General features: G+C 67.9%; 12 protein-coding genes. 6 read left to right on the top strand and 6 right to left on the bottom strand.

Annotated features, from left to right (window positions below):
• Nucleotides 1–52 precede the first annotated feature (52 nt).
• Nucleotides 53–922, bottom strand: a complete 870-nt coding sequence (gene tesB, locus ATO4_RS15015) for an acyl-CoA thioesterase II (RefSeq protein WP_083592349.1) — start codon at nt 920–922, stop codon at nt 53–55.
• A gap of 136 nt (nt 923–1,058) precedes the next feature.
• Between tesB and ATO4_RS15010 the strand changes: the two genes are divergently transcribed.
• Entirely contained in the window at nt 1,059–2,273 is a 1,215-nt protein-coding gene (locus ATO4_RS15010) for a ubiquinone biosynthesis hydroxylase (protein ID WP_083592408.1), read from the top strand.
• 157 nt (nt 2,274–2,430) lie between these two features.
• Here ATO4_RS15010 and ATO4_RS15005 read toward each other — a convergent pair whose 3' ends face one another.
• Nucleotides 2,431–4,266, bottom strand: coding sequence for a sulfotransferase (locus tag ATO4_RS15005; protein WP_083592348.1), 1,836 nt, complete (start codon nt 4,264–4,266; stop codon nt 2,431–2,433).
• Between the two features lie 628 nt (nt 4,267–4,894).
• Here ATO4_RS15005 and ATO4_RS15000 point away from each other — a divergent pair.
• The 4 genes from ATO4_RS15000 to ATO4_RS14985 all read left to right on the top strand — a co-directional run bounded on the left by ATO4_RS15000 (nt 4,895) and on the right by ATO4_RS14985 (nt 10,404).
• Complete coding sequence (locus ATO4_RS15000) at nt 4,895–5,752, top strand: Hint domain-containing protein (RefSeq protein WP_245308767.1); 858 nt, start codon at nt 4,895–4,897, stop codon at nt 5,750–5,752.
• Nucleotides 5,753–6,332: 580 nt separating this feature from the next.
• On the top strand, nt 6,333–7,220 hold the full coding sequence (locus tag ATO4_RS14995; protein ID WP_083592407.1) for a hypothetical protein: 888 nt from the start codon (nt 6,333–6,335) through the stop codon (nt 7,218–7,220).
• 224 nt (nt 7,221–7,444) lie between these two features.
• Nucleotides 7,445–8,599, top strand: coding sequence for a ribonuclease D (gene rnd / locus ATO4_RS14990; protein ID WP_083592346.1), 1,155 nt, complete (start codon nt 7,445–7,447; stop codon nt 8,597–8,599).
• Nucleotides 8,600–9,114: 515 nt separating this feature from the next.
• Nucleotides 9,115–10,404: a capsular biosynthesis protein gene (locus ATO4_RS14985; RefSeq protein WP_176223006.1), complete on the top strand. Its 1,290-nt coding sequence runs from the start codon at nt 9,115–9,117 to the stop codon at nt 10,402–10,404.
• Nucleotides 10,405–11,055: 651 nt separating this feature from the next.
• On the opposite strand, the gene ATO4_RS14980 is transcribed toward ATO4_RS14985, so the two are convergent.
• A complete protein-coding gene (locus ATO4_RS14980) occupies nt 11,056–12,060 on the bottom strand; it encodes an adenosine kinase (RefSeq protein ID WP_083592344.1) in 1,005 nt (334 codons plus the stop codon).
• Between the two features lie 212 nt (nt 12,061–12,272).
• Nucleotides 12,273–12,821, bottom strand: coding sequence for an SH3 domain-containing protein (locus tag ATO4_RS14975; protein ID WP_083592343.1), 549 nt, complete (start codon nt 12,819–12,821; stop codon nt 12,273–12,275).
• Nucleotides 12,822–13,017: 196 nt separating this feature from the next.
• On the opposite strand from ATO4_RS14975, the gene ATO4_RS14970 reads away from it, so the two are divergent.
• A complete protein-coding gene (locus ATO4_RS14970; protein ID WP_083592342.1) occupies nt 13,018–14,019 on the top strand; it encodes a D-glycerate dehydrogenase in 1,002 nt (333 codons plus the stop codon).
• 67 nt (nt 14,020–14,086) lie between these two features.
• On the opposite strand, the gene ATO4_RS14965 is transcribed toward ATO4_RS14970, so the two are convergent.
• Nucleotides 14,087–14,878, bottom strand: coding sequence for a DUF1223 domain-containing protein (locus ATO4_RS14965; RefSeq protein WP_176223005.1), 792 nt, complete (start codon nt 14,876–14,878; stop codon nt 14,087–14,089).
• A gap of 430 nt (nt 14,879–15,308) precedes the next feature.
• Nucleotides 15,309–18,068 (bottom strand): aconitate hydratase AcnA, encoded by a 2,760-nt coding sequence (acnA, locus tag ATO4_RS14960; protein ID WP_083592340.1) that lies wholly within the window; start codon nt 18,066–18,068, stop codon nt 15,309–15,311.
• Nucleotides 18,069–18,333 lie beyond the last annotated feature (265 nt).

Raw genomic sequence — 18,333 nt, 5'->3', positions numbered from 1 at the left:
CCCGCCAGAGGCTCGGGCGCGGCGCGGCGCGGCAGCGACAGGGCTCGGCGTCTCAAGTCGCCTGCCTTTTCGGCCGGATCAAGCCCTCCTGGGCGACCGAGGCGATCAGGGTACCGTCGAGGCCGTAGAGTGAGCCGCGGGTCAGGCCGCGGCCGCCGGAGGAGGAGGGCGAATCCTGGGTGTAGAGCATCCAGTCCGACACCCGCGCCGGCTGGTGGAACCACATGGCGTGGTCGAGGCTCGCCGCCTGCACCCGCTCGTCGAAGACCGACAGGCCATGGGCGAACAGCGCCGTGTCGAGCAGCGTCATGTCGGAGAGATAGGCAAGGATCACCGTGTTCAGCACCGGGTCCTCGCCGACATCGCCGCGGCAGCGCACCCAGATGTGCTGGAACGGCTCGAGCTTGTCGTTGGAGAGATAATGGTCGAGGCCGACCGGGCGGAACTCGATCGCCCGCGGCCGCTTCCAGTAGCGCTGCACCGCCGGCGGGGCGTTCTTCAGGATGGTCTCCTCCAGCGCCTTGCCGTGGGGCAGCTCGTCTGGCCTTGGAACGTCCGGCATCGTCAGCTGATGCTCGAAGCCCTGCTCGTGCTTCTGGAAGGACGCCGAGAGCGAGAAGATCGCCAGGCCGTGCTGCATGGCGACGACGCGGCGGGTGGTGAAGGAGCCGCCGTCGCGAATCCGGTCGACGGCATAGACGATCGGGATCGCCGGATCGCCCGGCCGCATGAAATAGGCGTGCAGCGAATGGCAGGCGCGCTCGGAGGGCACGGTGCGGATGGCGGCGACGAGCGCCTGGGCGATCACCTGGCCGCCGAACACCCGCTGCCAGCCATTGTCGGGGCTGACGCCGCGATAGAGGTCTTCCTCGAGTTTTTCCAGATCGAGAAGGGTCAGAAGCTGTTCAACCGGGTCGCTCATCCATAGATACTCCGCAGGTGGCGCCCGTTCGTATCGCGGGAGCCGACGGATCGCAAAGCCTTACCGCCGGCCTTCGCCGGCAGTCAGTGGAGTTGGAATGACGATGAGCGACGCCCCCTTCGACACGACCGGAGCGATGATCGACGTCCTCGTCGCCGGCGCCGGCTATGTCGGCCTGACCACCGCCGTCGCCATCAAGCAGGCCGCGCCGCATCTCGCCGTCGGCATCGTCGATGCGGCCCCCGAGGGCGTCTGGGAGAAGGACGGCCGCGCCTCGGCGGTGGCCGCCGCCGCGGTGCGCATGCTGGAGCAGTTGCAGGTCTGGCCGCAGATCCGCGACGAGGCGCAGCCGATCACCGAGATGATCGTCACCGATTCCAGGGCCGCCGACGCGGTGCGGCCGGTCTTCCTGACCTTCGGCGGCGAGGCGCAGCCGGGCGAGGCCTTCGCCCACATGATGCCGAACGTCGCGCTCAACGGCGCCCTGCGGCAGCGCGCCGCCGACCTCGGCATCACCATCCGCCAGGGTATCGCCGTCTCCGGCATCGCCGAGGCCATCGGCCATGTCGACGTGCGGCTCTCGGACGGCTCCAGCCTTGCGGCGCGGCTGCTCGTCGCCTGCGACGGCGTCAAGTCGGCGATCCGCGACATGGCCGGCATCCGCACGCTGCACTGGGACTACGGCCAGTCCGGCATCGTCGCGACCGTTGGCCACGAGCGCCCGCACGAAGGCCGGGCGGAGGAGCATTTCCTCCCCTCCGGCCCCTTCGCCATCCTGCCGCTGAAGGGCAACCGCTCCTCGCTGGTCTGGACCGAGCCGACGCGGGAGGCCGAGCGTCTGGTCGCCGCCGACGACATGGTGTTCGAGCTCGAACTCGAGCAGCGCTTCGGCCACAAGCTCGGCGCGCTGACGGTCGAGGGGCCGCGACGCGCCTTTCCGCTCGGACTGACGCTGGCGCGGGACTTCGTGCGCCCACGCATCGCGCTGGCCGGCGACGCCGCCCACGGCATCCACCCGATCGCCGGCCAGGGCCTCAATCTCGGCTTCAAGGATGCCGCCGCACTCGCCGAGACGGTGGTCGATGCCGAGCGCCGCGGCCTCGACATCGGGGCGCTGGACGTGCTCGAGGGATACCAGCGCTGGCGGCGCTTCGACACGCTCCAGATGGGGGTCACGACGGACGTCCTCAATCGGCTGTTCTCGAACGACAATTCGGTGCTTCGCATGGCCCGCTCCTTCGGCCTGTCGCTGGTCGACCGGGCGCCGGCGCTGAAGGACTTCTTCATCGGCCAGGCGGCCGGGCTGACCAAGGGGCCCTCACCCCGGCTGCTGCGGGGCGAGGCGATCTGAGCCTTCGCGGCGGCGGGCGGCCCACGGGGTCTCGCCCGCCGGAGGGCCGCGCGCCTGTCATGCGACGGGCGCGCCCAATGGCACGCCGGACCTGGACGAGGTCGATGGTCAGGCCGATTGCCGGTGGTCCGTCCGATCGCCCGGCGATCGTCGCCCGTCAGATGTCGTAGCCCCATTCCTCGATCAGCGGCTTCAGGATCGGCAGCGCCGGTTCGAGGTGCTTCAGATAGTGGCGGTAGCGATAGCGCGACCGGTCGTAGAGCTTCTCGGTGACCTGGGCGTAGCTCGCGGTGCGGGCATAGCGGACGTTCTCCTCGAAGCTCAGCGCCTTGCGATCGAACTCGACGCCGACGAAATCGAAGACGCCGCGCATGGTCGTCTCCTGGTCGTCGACCACGTCCTCGTAGCGGACCGCCTTGTAGGCGAGATCCATCACGCCGCGATAATGGGCGACGAGGGAATTCGACAGGACGAGGTGCTCGGCCGCCGTTTCGAGGGCGGCGCCGCAGAAGCCGCCATGGGTGAAGAAGTTCGACATCGCCGACACCATGATGTCGAGGGGGTGGCGGATCATGTGGATCAGCGGCGATTGGGGAAAGATCAGGCCGATCAGCCCCAGATGCATCTCGTTGAGCGGCATCTTGTCGGTGAAGAAGCGGCTCCCCTCGGCCAGCAGCCCCCGCTGGCGCACCCGCTGCAGATAGAAGTCGCGCAGGGTGTCGAGCTCGTGCAGCTTGTCGCCCATCCACAGCTCGGCCAGCGCACCGGGATATTCGTGCGGGCTCGCCAGGAGCCGCGGCATGGCGGCGACGATCTCGTGGATGATCGGCAGCTCGTCGCCGGCGACGATCGCCGGGCTGACCGAGAGGGACTGCTCCAGAAGCGTCGTCCCCGAACGCGGGAAGCCGAGGATGAAGATCGGCTGGGCGACGTCGGTCCTCGCCTCGGCGCGCGGCAGGATGTCGGTGCGCTCTTTGACGAAGAACTGCTCCAGCTGGTCTGCGAGGCCTCGGGCCTCTTCGCGCATATAAGTGCGCGCGCCCATCTCGATCGCCCGGCTCTTGCCGGCGAGGAAGGCCTCCCACGCCTCGTCGTAGCGGCCGGCCTTGTCGAGCAGGCGGCCGCGTTCGAGCATCTCGACCGGCCTCAGGCGCTTCTCGTCGTCTGACGAGAGCACCGCCAGGGCGTCCTCCAGCCGGCCCTCGCGCCCGAGGATCGCCGCGCGGGTCTGGCGCGTCGCGGGGGACGGGGCGGTCAGCTGCTCGACCTTGTCGAGGAGCTCCGTCGCCGCCGCAAGATTGCGGTCGGCCTCCTCGAGCTGGGCCCAGCCGAGGAGGGTCTGCCGGTTGGCCGGCTCGGCCTCGTGGGCCTCGCGGTAGAGCGCCCGCGCCTCGTCCATGCGGCCCTGGTTCTTCAGGTTGAGGGCGAGGTTGGACAGGATCATCGGCAGGCGCTTGCCGGCGAGTTCGAGGGCCCGGCGGTGATGGTACTCGCCGGCCGCCGCCCTGCCGATCTGGGTCAGCGCGACGCCCATCAGATTGTGCGACTGGGGATTCGCCGGCGCCAGCCGGAGCGCCTGGCGGGCGAAGATCTCCGCCTTCAGATGGTTGTGGCGGCCGAGCTCGAGCAGGGCCAGCTTGCTGACCGCCCAGTAGTCCTGCGGCTCCTCGCCGGCGATGCGATCGAGGAGAACCCCCGCCGCATTCTGCCGCTTCTGTTCCAGACGCACGCCAGCCAGCGCCCGGAGCGCCGGGAGGCAGAGCGGCGCCCGCCCGAGGACCGCGACGGCGAGGCGCTCGGCGCGCTCGACGTCGCCGGAGCGCAGCGCCGATGCGGCGTCCCGCGCCTCGTCCAGCATCGCCGGCGTGACGGCGACCGCGAGCGCCTTCGCCCGGTCCATCTCGCAACAGGCGTCCGGCGCGAGGCCGCTGTTGCAGGCGCAGAGCAGCCGGGTCTCGTTCGGCGTCGCAGGCGGCGTCGCAGGATGGGTCATCTAGGCTTGCTCTTGTCTCGCTGTCGCCGGGCTCGACGGCAGGCCCAAGAGTTTTTTCTCCGTTTCGATTACGAAATCAAGTCGCGGCCCTCGATTGCAAGTGGATGCGCCGACATCTTCGATTGCACGCCGGTCGCGTCAGGGACGAGCGCGGCAGGACCGGCCCGGTCGTACCGCCGGTCCTGCCGAATCGGTGCAGGAGCCGCGCCGCGCCCATTCGCCGGATCGCAGCGCCCGCGAACGCGGAGCCCGCATCGAAAACGACGGGATGCCGACAATCTTGGCGACGGCGCCCGTGGCCCAGGGACGACTTCGAAACGCTTCGGTTTCTTTTTCAACCGTCTCATTTTTCTATGAATGACTTTTTTGTTTTCCTGCCTCGGGAGATATCGACTCAACCTAGAAAGATGATATCGTCACAGATGTATCTACGCGTTGCGAATTCGCTGCGCCCTTGCGGCTGCAGACTTGCGGAGAATGAGCGATGGCCAGTCGGTCCGGTTTTTTCGTTGCTTTTCTACAACAGGTTAGCTCTGGCTCCTACACCGTCACCGCCGTCTACGGCGCACAGACCGCCGCTTTTACAGTAACGGAGGTCGATGATGGTTCGGGAGACATCGAAACACAGTTGGGAGACATCAACCCCGACAATTTCACGTCCGATGTCAGAACAATCGAGGGGCCTGGTTTCGCGTCCGAGTTCCGCTTCATCGCGCTGACGCAGGACGGCAGCGGCTTCATCGCGGTCGGCACCAACAGCACCTATCCCGGAGGGCCCTTCTACTACCTGTTCCAGAACAGCTACACCTACAACCAGTTCGCCAACGACGCCGTCACCGCCTCCACGACACCCAATGAAACCTATGCCATCTGCTTCACCACGGGCACGCGGATCGCGACGCCGCGGGGCGCCGTGCCCATCGAGGCTCTCGCGGTCGGCGACGAGGCGGTCACCGCCTCCGGCGAGCGCCGGACGATCACCTGGATCGGCCGCCGGACGCTCGACTGCCGCGGCGAGGCCGCCCACATGGCACCGGTGCGCATCCGGGCGAACGCCTTCGGCGCCGGCATCCCCGAGCGGGACGTGCATCTTTCGCCGGGCCATCCGGTCCTCGTGCGCCACTCCGGCGTCGAGGCTCTCGTCCCGGTGATGAACCTGATCAACGGCACGACCATCGAGCGCTCGGCGAGGGAAACCGTCACCTACTGGCACGTCGAGCTCGACCGGCACGACGTGCTGCTGGCCGACGGCCTGCCGGCCGAGAGCTTCTTCGACATGGGCTCGCGCGGCTGGTTCGAGAACGACCTCGACGACGTCCTCGCCAATCCGGATCTCGTGCCGCCCGGCCAGCACGGCCGCTGCCGCGACGTGGCGGTCGAGGGACCGCTGGTCGAGGCCGAGCGGCGGCGGATTTCCGAACTCTTCTATGCCGACCTCTCCGCCCAATGCGCCTGGCCGGTTCATGAAAGCCATGGCGCGTTGTAGGATCCAGGGCTGATCCGACGACCGGCCGATTTCGCCTCGATGTCGGACTTCGGGTCGGCTCGGGAGGCGTGCGGGCTCAAGACACGGGCCGATCCGATCGACGGCACACGCGTCACTCGCTGGTCTGGCGCGCTCTGGCAGCTGCTCGCGGGATTTGCAGGCTGTGAGCGCCCACACGGCAGGGCTGACGCGTCTGCGCATCGACGAGATGCCCGCGACCCGGAGGGCGATGCGCTGCGGCCGGGATGCATGGCGGGCAGTGCGATCCATCCGATCGGCGGAATGGGTCCGAGGCGGCGGCTGCATCCGATGGGACGGACGACGATTGGCTCGCCTATGCGCCATGGCCGGAGTGTGATCCGTCCGGGCCGGCCATCGTTGCGCGACTGCGTGGAAGGCCGGCCGCGCCGCTTCGCTCGCATGGCCCGCGGCCATGCCGGATGGCTTTCGCAGGACATCGGCGTGTGTGCCGGCGCCTCGGCGACGTCCGCACGAGATTTCCGGTCATGCGAATGGGAAAATCCGTCATGCCGTGTGATAATGGCGCGATGGTCCCGTGATCGCGCGTCAGATTCCCCTCATGAACACCCGCCCCAGCTTCGACGACTTCCTTGCCGTCCGGCGAACCGACCCCCGCCTTGCCCGGCTGACCCACGACGTCGCCCTGCCTCGGTCATACGGGCTGGAATTCGGGCCGGGCGACAGCCCGCTTCCCCTGCCCGACGGATTGTCCGTCCGCTATCTCGATCTTCATCCCGGCGGCGGGGGCGAGGGCGACAGTCCGATCGACCACGTGTGGAGCGGCAACGGATCGCTCGCCGCCGTCCTTGCCGAGGACATGCCGCGGGATTTCGCCATCGCCCGCCTCTTCGCCCACAAGGTGCCGAATCTTCTCGGATGGTTCCGGGGCATCTTCGAGGTGCTGCGGCCGGGCGGCGTGCTCAACCTCACCCTCCCGGACAAGCGCGTCACCGAAGACGTGCTGCGCGCACCCTCGACCATCGGCGAACTTCTCGAAGCCGACCATCTCGGCCTGGAGCGGCCGAGCTTTCGCCAACGCTTCGAGCATCGCCACCTGACGATCCCGATCGGCTCTGGCACGCTGTGGCAGGCAGGCGTCGATCCGGCCGAACAGCCGCGCGTGAGCGCCGGGGACGCGCTCGCCTTCGCCAGAGCAGCGACGGCGGCCGGGCCAAGCGCCGGGGATGCCGCGTGCCGCTGCTGGGTCTTCACCCCGCTGTCGTTCCTCGACGTCCTTGAAGAGCTGTCGCGCGCGCGGCAGTTTCCGTTCGTCATCAGCCAGTTCGCGGCCACCGAGCCGGGTGCCTCGGAATTCTTCGTCTGCCTGAGACGCGACCACGTGAGCGAGCCGGTCCGGCTGCTGCACCGGCAGGAGGTCGCCATCAACCATGTCCGCGCCATCGCGCTGGAGCGGCGACGCCGGGCCCAGTTGCTGGCGGGCGACTGAACCGGCCCCGCCAACGGGCATCTCCGGCCCTCGAAGGCGGCAAGGACCGGCGGGATCACGCGCCATCCCGCCGCCGCGGCAGCCTCGGGGCACGCGATCCCGACGGCTCGCGGAACCGCCATGAGCCGCCGTCACGCCCGGCCGGACGGCCGATTGCGGACGATCGCAGCTTTGCGTGCCGGAATCGCTTTCGCCGGAGCGTTTCTTCGGGCTAAAGAAGAATCATGCATCTCATCACGACGACGGCGGAACTCGCCGAGACCTGCCAGACCTTCGCGACCTCCGCTTTCGTCACGGTCGACACCGAATTCATCCGCGAGACGACCTTCTGGCCGGAGCTTTGCCTGATCCAGCTGGCGTCTCCGGACGAAGGCGTCATCGTCGACCCGCTGGCGCCCGGCCTCGATCTCGCGCCGCTCTTCGACCTGATGGCCGATCCCTCGGTGCTGAAGGTGTTCCATGCGGCCCGCCAGGACATCGAGATCGTCTACAAGCTCGCGGGCCGCGTGCCCGAGCCGCTGTTCGACACCCAGATCGCGGCCATGGTCTGCGGTTTCGGCGAATCGATCGCCTATGACCAGCTGGTCGCCCGCCTGACCGAGGCGCGGATCGACAAGACCTCGCGCTTCACCGACTGGCGCCGGCGCCCCCTGACCGAGAAGCAGCTCGACTACGCGCTCGCCGACGTCACGCATCTGCGCGACGTCTACCGCGCCCTCGACGCGCAGATCGAAAAGAGCGGCCGCAGAAGCTGGCTCGACGAGGAGATGGCGCTGCTCGCCAATCCCGAGACCTACGACCTGCACCCGGACGAAGCCTGGACGCGGCTGAAGATGCGGGTCAAGAAGCCGATCGAGCTGCAGATCCTCAAGGAGGTCGCGGCCTGGCGGGAACGCGAGGCGCGCGATGCCGACAAGCCGCGCGGCCGGATCCTCAAGGACGAGGCGATCTACGAGATCGCCCAGCAGCAGCCGCGCGACGAGGCCGCGCTCGGCCGGCTGCGCTCGCTCTCCAAGGGCTTCGAGCGCAGCGCCAGCGGCCGTGAGATCATCGCCGCGGTCAACCGGTCGCTCGCCCTGCCGAAATCCGAGCTGCCGGCCGTGCCCCGGCCCCAGGCGCTGCCCGAGGGAACCGCCGCGGCGGTCGAGTTCCTCAAGGTGCTCTTGAAGATCGTCGTCGAGGAGGAAGGCGTGGCGGCCAAGCTGATCACCTCCTCCGCCGATCTGGAGCAACTCGCCTCGAAGGGCGAGGACGCCGCCGTCGCGGCGCTGTCCGGCTGGCGGCGCGAGATTTTCGGCGCCCGGGCCCTCGAGCTTCTCTCCGGACGCGCGGGGCTGGTCTATCGCAACCGCCGGGTCGAGGTGCTGACGCTCGGATGACGCCGTGGCTTGTCCGGGGCCTGCCCCGGACCGGCGCCTGCGGCCCCCGTTGCGGGTGGTCCGGCGCCCGACGGCAGATTGTCCCCAGGCGGCACGCACGGCCGGGCGCCCACCCGCGTGATCAGCTCACGCGATGAAATGTTGCATTGCGAAATGTGAGGATGGCAAGAACGAAAATTCATGCTAAAAACTTGGTAACGTGAGGATTGGTTGTACTACCTCGCCCGCCTTGCAGCCCTCGATTTCGGGGGCCACACAAAAAATCGCCGCAAATGAGCGGTTCTTCGGGAGTCTGGTCAAGCAGGCTGACGATTTCCGGACAGTCGCGACCATGGGTGACGCAGAGTATGTGGCGGTCTTGCACCAGTGAAAATAAAACTCTGTCATCCTTTCCCAATCGTCTATATTGGGGGCGACGAGAGTTACACCGCTCGGGTATTGGGTTCGACGGGCGGGCCGGCCAAATGCGTCGGCTGGCATTGGCAGGGAGCTAGAGGGCGTTGCGAGGAATGGCGGTGAAACGCATCCTGTTCATCGGCGCTCCGTTCGGAGAGTTTTTCCGCGACCTGGCGGAATCGCTCGAAGCTCAGGGAGCCGAGGTCTACCGGATCGTTCTCGAGGGCGGGGACTGGGCCGAAACGCCGGGTCGCAACCGGATCATGCTCGATCGGTCGATGAGCTGGGCCCGTTTCCTGCGCAGCGTCATTCGCTCCCGCGGCATCGAGACCGTCGTCACCTACAACGACACGCTTCCCCGCAACCGCATCGCTCTCGCCATCGCCAAGCGCCTCGGCCTCACCCGGCTGGTGCTCGAGAACGGCTACCTTCGGCCCCATCACGTCACGCTCGCCCAGAACGGGGTGAACGGCAACAGCGAACTCAGCTGCGACCCGGCGGTGATCAGCGAGGCTCCCGAACCCCAGACCAAGTGCCGGGAGTTTCCCGTGCACATGCGTCCGCATGTCGTGAACACGATGCGGCACTTCTTCTGGAGCATGCTGCTCAAGCCGGTGCTGCCCTACAATTCCAAATATTACGGCGATTCCGTCGAGCGGCAGGGCATCGGCTATTTCTGCGAATATTCCTGGCGCCTGTGGAACGACGAAAGCGCCGCGCTGGCCGCCGTCGATGCCCACAAGGCCAAGCCCGGGGCCCGCGTCTATCTCGTGCTGATGCAGAAGCCCGGCGACGGCCAGATCCGCTATCACTCGCCCTTCGGCACCAACAAGCGCTTTCTCGAGGAGGTGCTCACCTCCTTCGCCAAGAACGCCCCGAAAGAGGCCTTCCTCGTCGTCAAGCAGCACCCGCTCGACTACGGCATCGAGAAACTGCCGCAGATCTTCGAGACGCTGGCGAAGCAGCTGAACCTCGAGGGCCGCGCCGTCTACATGCGCAAGACGGGCATCGCCGGCCTGATGGACCGGACCAACTGCCTCGTCACGATCAACTCGACCGGCGGCCTGCAGGGCGTGATCAGCGGCATTCCGGTGAAATGCCTCGGCAAGGCGGTCTACGATGTCGCCGGCCTGACCTTCCAGGGCCCGCTGGCGGAATTCTGGTCGAGCGACGAGAAGCCGGATCCCAGGATGATCCAGGCCTATCGCAACTTCCTGCTGATGACCTGCCAGCTGAATGGCGGCTTCCATACGCCGGAAGCGCGGGCCATCCTGATGCCGGCGATGACCGAGCGGATCCTCACTTTGACGACACCGAGCAGCGTCGAGCGTCCGGCCATGATCGGCGTCGGTACCGAGGAGGACGAAGCCGGCTTCTTCGCCAATGAAGGGCTTGTCCCCGCCGAGTAGCCAGGCGCCGAGTATCCAGGCGCCGAACAGGCAGGCGTCCCGCCGATCGGGCTGCGTGCCTGCCGCGAGGAGCAACGTCCGGGGCCGCCGCGGACTTGCCGCAGCCGTCCCCGTTCCAGCCTCTCCGCTCAGTCGTTTCCTGCGCAAACCCGCAGCGGGCCGCTCGTCTCCATTTGCCCGCCTCGTCGGCATCATCGCAGCCAGAATGCCGCCCGGTCCGGCGCGTTTGGCGACGGCGCGTGAACGCGCGACGCCGGGGGACGCGGCAGCGAACGCCGGTCGCATGCGCCGCGACTTCCCCTGCCCGCCGAAGGCTCTCTGTCGCCGACCGATCGCGCCGCGACGGGTCTCTCAGACGCGGCCCGGGGGATCGGGTGGGGCAGCAGACCGTGCCCGGCCACGACGAAGCGGCCCGGCGGGTCATTCCCCGAGTGCCCCTTTGGACATCGGATTCTTCAGGATATGCAGGCTCGCGAGAAGACGGCCGCGCACGCCGATGAGCGCGCGGCCGTCTCTGTCAGCGTCCGTCTATGTCAGATGCCGTCGTGCAGCGGCGCCGGCTCGAGAGCAGGACATCGCCTCACGCAGCCGGAACGCCGAACCGCATCGCCGGCAGCGCCATCAAGGGCCAGGCCGGCGTTACAGTCGCCGTCAGGCCGTGCCGAGGATGGCCTTCACCGCCGGCAGATCGGCCAGCGGCGTCTGCGGCCGCGGCCCGATCTGCTGGATGATGTGGCTGGCCGCGGCGTTGCCGAGGCGCGCCGAGGTCTCGCGGTCGAGCCCGGCGGTGTAGCCGCGCAGGAAGCCGGCGGCGAAGAGATCGCCGGCGCCGGTGGTGTCGACCAGTTCGTCGACGCCCTCGCCCGGAACGTCGACCCGTCTGTCGCCCTCCAGCACCACGCAGCCCTTTTCGGAGCGGGTGACGACGGCGATCTGCGGCGTGTCCCGGGCGAGCTGGGCGCAGGCCGCGTCGAAGTCCTCCGTCTCGTAGAGCGCCAGCGCCTCGGACTCGTTGGCGAAGACGATCCCGACGGTGCCGGAGCGCAGGAGATCGAGGAATTCGGCGCGGTAGCGGTGGACGCAGAAGCTGTCCGACAGGGTCATCGCGACGGCGCGGCCGTTCGCCTTGGCGATCCCGGCGGCCTTGACGATGGCTTCCTTGGCGCGGGGCGGATCCCAGAGGTAGCCCTCGAAATAGGTGACCTTGGCGGCCTTGACGATCTCCTCGTCGATGTCTTCCGGCCCGAGCTCGACGCAGGCGCCGAGATAGGTGCTCATCGAGCGCTCGCCGTCGGGGGTGACGATGACCATGCAGCGCGCCGTCGGCGGCTGGCCCTCGAGCGGCTTGGTCTCGTATCTGACGCCCAGCGAACGGATGTCGTGGGTGAAGATCGCGCCCAGCTGATCGTCCGCGACCTTGCCGAAATAGGCGCCGCTGCCGCCGAGGCTGACGAGGCCGGCAATGGTGTTTCCGGCGCTGCCGCCGGAGGTCTCGACCCCTGGCCCCATGGCGGCATAGAGCTGCTCCGCCCTCTCGGCGTCGATGAGCGTCATGCCGCCCTTCTGGATCGTCTCGCGCTCCAGAAAGCCGTCGTCCTCGCGAGAGATGACGTCGACGATGGCGTTACCGATGGTGAGAACGTCGTATTCGGCCATGATCCTGTCCGTTGCGTTGCAGATGGACGCATCGGTATCGTCTGCAGGCACGCATGGCTAGACCGGCGGCCGACATTCCGGCCGTCCGGCGGCGTTCGGTTCGGCTGCCGGGGCCGCCCGAGGCCGGGCGCGATCATGGCCTGGCCGCGCTTGCGGGCCGGGACGCGTTGCCGCCCCCCGCCGGCGCCCCGGCTCCTGCCGGTTGCGAGCCGTCAGTCGAAGCTCTCGTCCGGATAGACGCCCCAGATGTCTTCCTGTCGCACATAGCCCTCGCGCTCCGAGGCCTCGATCGCGCACCAGCCGGTGCGGCATTCCTTCACCCTGGAGACGACGCCCGGCTCCAGCCGCGCCACCAGCGGGGCGTCGAGAGCCGGATTGTTGTGGACGTCGATCATCGTCGCCTTGCCCTTCAGCCAGGGCGCGGCGATCGAGGTGCGCTCGCCCGACAGGAGTGAGTGATAGACCCAGCCCTCGGCGCCCTCCGAATCGCGGATCCGGCGCCAGAGCCCGAATTCCTGGATCACCTCCACCGGCAGGCCGGGCCTCAGATACAGCCAGGTCACCGGGTAGTCGCGGCCGGGGCCGATGCGCGCGTTGACGCGAGCCGCCTTCAGGCTGACATAGCGGGGCAGCGGCAGCTTGGAGACCGGCCCGAGTTCCAGGGCGCTGGCCGGCGCGGGAGCGTAGGCCAGGGTGGCGGCTGCGCCGGCCAGCGCGAGGACCAGGGGGCGCAGCCATGGGCGAAGGAAGGCGGACGGCATCGGGCACTCTCCAGGGCGCGGCCAGAACGTCACATGTCGTCGCGGCCGTTGTATTGGGGCCGGCGAAATGGCGAAGGCGGGCCGGGCGGAACTTTTCCTCCCGCGGCCCGGCTGCTACGTATGGCCACCGGCATTGCCCGGGATAATCAACCGGTTCGGTTAACAACGTCTTGAGAACAGACGGGAAAGGCGGGCGATGAACGAGCGCAGGAAGCCACTCGTGATCCTGACCCGCAAGCTGCCGGAGCCGGTCGAGCAGCGGATGGGCGAGCTCTTCGACACGCGGCTGAACGAGACCGACCGGCCGATGACCCAGCCGGAGCTCGTCGCCGCCGTGCGCGAGGCCGACGTCCTGGTGCCGACCGTGACCGACCGGATCGACCGCGCGGTGATCGAGCAGGCCGGCGAGCGGCTGCGGCTGATCGCCAATTACGGCAACGGCTTCGACAACATCGACGTCGAGACCGCGCTGGCCCGCAATCTCACCGTGACCAACACGCCGAACGTCCTCAACGAGGACACCGCCGACCTGACCATGGCGCTGATCCTCTCGGTGCCGCGGCGGCTGGTCGAGGGCGGCACGCGGCTCGTCGGCGGCGGTCGCTGGCCGGGCTGGTCGCCGACCTGGATGCTCGGCCGCAGGATCTGGGGCAAGAAGCTCGGCATCGTCGGCATGGGCCGCATCGGCACCGCCGTCGCCCGGCGCGCCAAGGCCTTCGGCCTCGAGATCCATTATCACAACCGCCGCAAGGTGAGCCCGAAGACCGAGGCGGAGCTCGGCGCCACCTACTGGGAGAGCCTCGACCAGATGCTCGCCCGCATGGACATCATCTCGGTCAACTGCCCCTACACGCCGGCGACCTATCACCTCCTGTCGGCGCGGCGCCTGGCGCTGGTCCAGCCGCACGCCTTCATCGTCAACACCGCCCGCGGCGAGATCATCGACGAAAAGGCCCTGGTCGCCGCGATCGAGGCCGAGAGGATCGCCGGCGCCGGCCTCGACGTCTTCGAGGAGGAACCGGCGGTGTCGAAGAAGCTGCTGCGGCTGGCGGAGGAGAACCGCGTGGTGCTCTTGCCCCACATGGGCTCGGCGACGCTGGAAGGCCGCATCGAGATGGGCGAGAAGGTCATCATCAACATCCGCACGCTGATGGACGGCCACCGCCCGCCGGACCGCATTTTGCCGGGAGGCAGCTGACGGAGGTCCCGGACCGAGGCATTGCGCAGGAAGGGTCCCGTCCCGCCCGGCTTCGGACAGCCAGGCCTCAGTCCGGATCGATTTCCAGCTGGGTCGCGGCGAGGATCGCGCCGGGGGTGCCGTCGGGGCGCACGGCCTGGAGCAGCACCGCGCAGCCATAGGTCTCGTTGCCGTCGGGGGTGACCGAGGAGACCGGCATGTCGACCTCCATCCCGGCGCTGCCGACCATGCCCATCAGCTGCCAGCCCCGCACCGGATGGGTGGTGACGAGGGTCTCGCCGGCATTCTCGCCGCGATCGACCTCGACCGTCGCGCTGTCGGCGAAGTTCACCAGCACCAGCATCGGCTTGCGCTCGCCCGGCGGGGTGATGACGCCGCTCGCCCGGATGTGGAGGCTGTCGCCGACCCGGCGGATCGACACGCTGACCGGAGAGGCCGGCAGGCGGCTCTTGGCCATCAGCCGGTCGAGCTTCTCGCCATGCGAGCCGACCATGTCGTGGAGGCCGTTGATCACCAGCTGCGGCGTATAGACCATCTTGTTGGCGAAGGCCCGCGCATAGGCGCGCTGGCGCTCGCTGTTGTGATCTGAGCCGAAGGTGTCGCGCCAGCCGATATAGTCCCAGTAGTCGACGTGATAGGACAGGGCGAGGACGTGGGGCTGGTCGGCGAACTTGGCCAGCAGCTGGTCGGCGGGCGGGCAGGACGAGCAGCCCTGGCTGGTGAAGAGCTCGAGGACATGGGTGATTTCGCTCTTCACGCGCTCGCCGGACGAGACCTGCCCGGGCAAAGCGAGGCCCAGCGCGAACGTCAGGCAGGCCAGGGCGTGGCGAGAGGCGCGGACCTTCGGCCAATGCCGCATCAGGAGCGCCCCGGCCGGCCGGCGGGGACCGGCGCCACATGCCCGTCCGCCAGCATCCATCGCGGCGTCGCGGCGCAACGCAGCGCGTCGCGCGGCGCCGTCGCATGGCGTTTTCTGTCGGGTCCGTGTGGTGGATTGCAATGCATAGCGTCGTGCCCTTTTCGCGCCGGACCCTACGGGATCGGGCCTCACACGGGCCAGTCAATTGCGGGTGAAACGCGGGGGTTTCGAACGGCGAGGCGGATGCGGGGAGCAACGCCTGGCGAAGGGTCGTCCGAGGATGGCGGCCGGGCGCTGGTCGCGCCCGGCCGCTTCGATGATGCCTCGTCCCGCCGGCCCCGGTCCTTGACCGGCGCCAGGGAGTGCGCCCGAGCCCAGCGCGGGCTCGGCACAGGTGTGGCCCGGGAGACGATCTCCCGGGCCACCGGGATCAGGCGGCGAGGCGGCGCAGCACGTAATGCAGGATGCCGCCGTTCTTGTAGTATTCGAGCTCGTCCTCGGTATCGATGCGGGCCTTGAGCTTGACCATCTCGGTCGAACCGTCGGCGCGCTCGATCTTCGCCTCCATCTCCTGGCGCGGCTTGATCGTGGTCAGGCCGTCGATGGTGACCTTCTCGTCGCCCGTCAGGCCGAGCGAGGACCAGGAGGTGCCTTCCTCGGCAAAGACGAAGGGCACCACGCCCATGCCGACGAGGTTGGAGCGGTGGATGCGCTCGAAGCTCTCGGCGATCACCGCCTTGACGCCGAGCAGGATCGTGCCCTTGGCCGCCCAGTCGCGCGACGAGCCGGTGCCGTATTCCTTGCCGGCGAAGACGACGAGCGGCACGCCCTCGTCCTTGTACTTCATCGCCGCGTCGTAGATCGGCATCTCCTCGCCGGACGGGAAGTGCTTCGTCATTCCGCCTTCGACGCCGTCGAGCATCTGGTTCTTGATGCGGATGTTGGCGAAGGTGCCGCGCATCATGACCTGATGGTTGCCGCGGCGGGCGCCGTAGGAGTTGAAGTCGACCGGGCGGACCTGATGGGAGACGAGATAGTCGCCGGCCGGGCCGTCCTTCTTGATCGAGCCGGCGGGCGAGATGTGGTCCGTGGTGATCGAATCGCCGAACAGGCCGAGGATGCGCGCGCCCTCGATGTTGGTGACGGGCTTCGGCTCGGCCTCCATCCCTTCGAAATAGGGCGGGTTCTGGACATAGGTCGAACGGTCGTCCCAGTCGTAGGTCAGGCCGCCCGACACCTCGATCTTCTGCCAGTGCTCGTCGCCCTTGAAGACGTCGCCATAGCGGTCCACGAACATCTCGCGGGTGACCGTCTCGCGGACGATCTCGGCGATCTCCTGGGTGGTCGGCCAGATGTCCTTCAGGAAGACGTCGTTGCCGGCCTTGTCCTTGCCCAGCGGCTCCCTGGTGATGTCGACGAACATCGAGCCGGCGATGGCATAGGCGACGACCAGCGGCGGCGAGGCGAGGTAGTTCGCCCGCACGTCCGGATTGACCCGGCCCTCGAAGTTGCGGTTGCCCGACAGGACCGAGCAGGCGACGAGGTCGTTCCTGGTGATCGATTCCGAAATCGCCTCCGGCAGCGGCCCGGAATTGCCGATGCAGGTGGTGCAGCCATAGCCGACGAGGTTGAAGCCCATCGCATCCAGATCCTTCTGGAGGTCGGCCTTCTTCAGATATTCGGTCACCACCTGCGAGCCCGGCGCCAGCGAGGTCTTCACCCAGGGCTTCACCGTCAGGCCCAGCGCATGGGCCTTGCGGGCGACGAGGCCGGCGGCGACCAGCACGTTCGGGTTGGAGGTGTTGGTGCACGACGTGATCGCGGCGATCACCACGTCACCATCGGCAAGGCCGTGGTCGGTGCCCTCGACCGAATGACGCACCGTCTCCGGCGTCTCGTTCGGCGGCACCGCGCCCTCGTCCATGTAGCGGGAATCGCCGGTCGACTGCGGCGTTTCGCTCTTCTTGCGGCCGCCCTTGATCTCGGAGAGCGCATCCACGAACTTTGCCGCCGCTTCCGTCAGAGCGACGCGGTCCTGCGGGCGCTTGGGGCCGGCGAGGGAGGGGACGACCGTCGAAAGGTCGAGTTCCAGCGTGTCGGTGAACACCGGGTCCGGCGTGCCGTCCTCGCGGTACATCCCTTGCGCCTTCGCATAGGCCTCGACGAGGGCGATGCGGTCCTTGTCGCGGCCGGTGGCCTCGAGATAGGCCAGCGTGTCCTTGTCGATCGGGAAGAAGCCGCAGGTCGCGCCGTATTCCGGCGCCATGTTGCCGATCGTCGCCTGGTCCTCAAGGGTGAGGTTCGACAGGCCCGGGCCGAAGAACTCGACGAACTTGCCGACGACCTTCTTCTTGCGCAGCATCTCGGTGACGGTCAGCACCAGGTCGGTCGCGGTCGTGCCCTCGGGCAGCTTGCCCTCGAGCCTAAAGCCGATGACCTCGGGGATCATCATCGAGATCGGCTGGCCAAGCATCGCCGCCTCCGCCTCGATGCCGCCGACGCCCCAGCCGAGCACCGACAGGCCATTGACCATGGTGGTGTGGGAATCGGTGCCGACGAGGGTGTCGGGATAGGCGATGGTCTCGCCGTTCTCTTCCTTGGTCCAGACGGTCTGGGCGAGATATTCGAGATTGACCTGGTGGCAGATGCCGGTGCCGGGAGGCACGACGCGGAAGTTCTGGAAGGCTTCCTGGCCCCAGCGCAGGAAGGTGTAGCGCTCGCCGTTGCGGCCGTATTCGGCGTCGACGTTCTTTTCGAACGAATCCTTCTGGCCGAAGAAGTCGACCATCACCGAATGGTCGATCACGAGATCGACGGGCACCAGCGGATTGACCTTCCTGGGGTCGGCGCCGAGCTGCTTCGTCGCGTCGCGCATGGCGGCCAGATCGACGACGGCGGGAACGCCGGTGAAGTCCTGCATCAGGACGCGGGCCGGGCGGTAGGCGATCTCGTGGCCGGCCTTGCCCTTGTCGTCGAGCCACTTGGCGACGGCGCGCACGTCGTCGGCCGAGACGGTGCGCCCGTCCTCGTTTCGCAGGAGGTTCTCGAGGATGACCTTCATCGAGAAGGGCAGGCGCGAGGCGCCGGAAAGACCGTTCTTCTCGGCTTCCTTCAGATCGAAATAGACATAGTCCTTGCCATTGACGGAGAGCGTCTTCCTGGCTTTGAAACTGTCGGGATGATTGGTCACGAGGCTCACATTCCTTCTCGAACCGATAAAATAGTCCGAAGGGCGAACGGCCTTCATGCGCCGCGGATCAGCGCGCTCGAAGATGCGGGTACGACCATTTCCGCTGTCCGCCCTGACGCCCGTCGGTGCCGTGCGGGCGCCATGAGATCGGCGCTTGATGTTTCCACGCCGGTCGCTGGAGTGGTTGAGGGCCTTATAGGCAAGTTTGTAATGGCTATAAAGGCCCGCTGGGAACAAAGGCGACAAAATATGACAGCCCATCGAC

It is taken from the genome of Aurantimonas sp. 22II-16-19i, from assembly GCF_002088275.1.
GTDB lineage: Bacteria > Pseudomonadota > Alphaproteobacteria > Rhizobiales > Rhizobiaceae > Jiella.
Note: the sequence above shows the minus strand (reverse complement) of the source record. Positions and strands in the feature narration are given on the sequence as shown.

Excerpts from the sequence above, each read along its gene's own strand:
- tesB (WP_083592349.1), bottom strand. The coding sequence starts at position 922 with ATGAGCGACCCGGTTGAACAGCTTCTGACCCTTCTCGATCTGGAAAAA.
- ATO4_RS15010 (WP_083592408.1), top strand. The coding sequence starts at position 1,059 with ATGATCGACGTCCTCGTCGCCGGCGCCGGCTATGTCGGCCTGACCACC.
- ATO4_RS15005 (WP_083592348.1), bottom strand. The coding sequence starts at position 4,266 with ATGACCCATCCTGCGACGCCGCCTGCGACGCCGAACGAGACCCGGCTG.
- ATO4_RS14995 (WP_083592407.1), top strand. The coding sequence starts at position 6,333 with ATGAACACCCGCCCCAGCTTCGACGACTTCCTTGCCGTCCGGCGAACC.
- rnd (WP_083592346.1), top strand. The coding sequence starts at position 7,445 with ATGCATCTCATCACGACGACGGCGGAACTCGCCGAGACCTGCCAGACC.
- ATO4_RS14980 (WP_083592344.1), bottom strand. The coding sequence starts at position 12,060 with ATGGCCGAATACGACGTTCTCACCATCGGTAACGCCATCGTCGACGTC.
- ATO4_RS14975 (WP_083592343.1), bottom strand. The coding sequence starts at position 12,821 with ATGCCGTCCGCCTTCCTTCGCCCATGGCTGCGCCCCCTGGTCCTCGCG.
- ATO4_RS14970 (WP_083592342.1), top strand. The coding sequence starts at position 13,018 with ATGAACGAGCGCAGGAAGCCACTCGTGATCCTGACCCGCAAGCTGCCG.
- ATO4_RS14965 (WP_176223005.1), bottom strand. The coding sequence starts at position 14,878 with ATGCGGCATTGGCCGAAGGTCCGCGCCTCTCGCCACGCCCTGGCCTGC.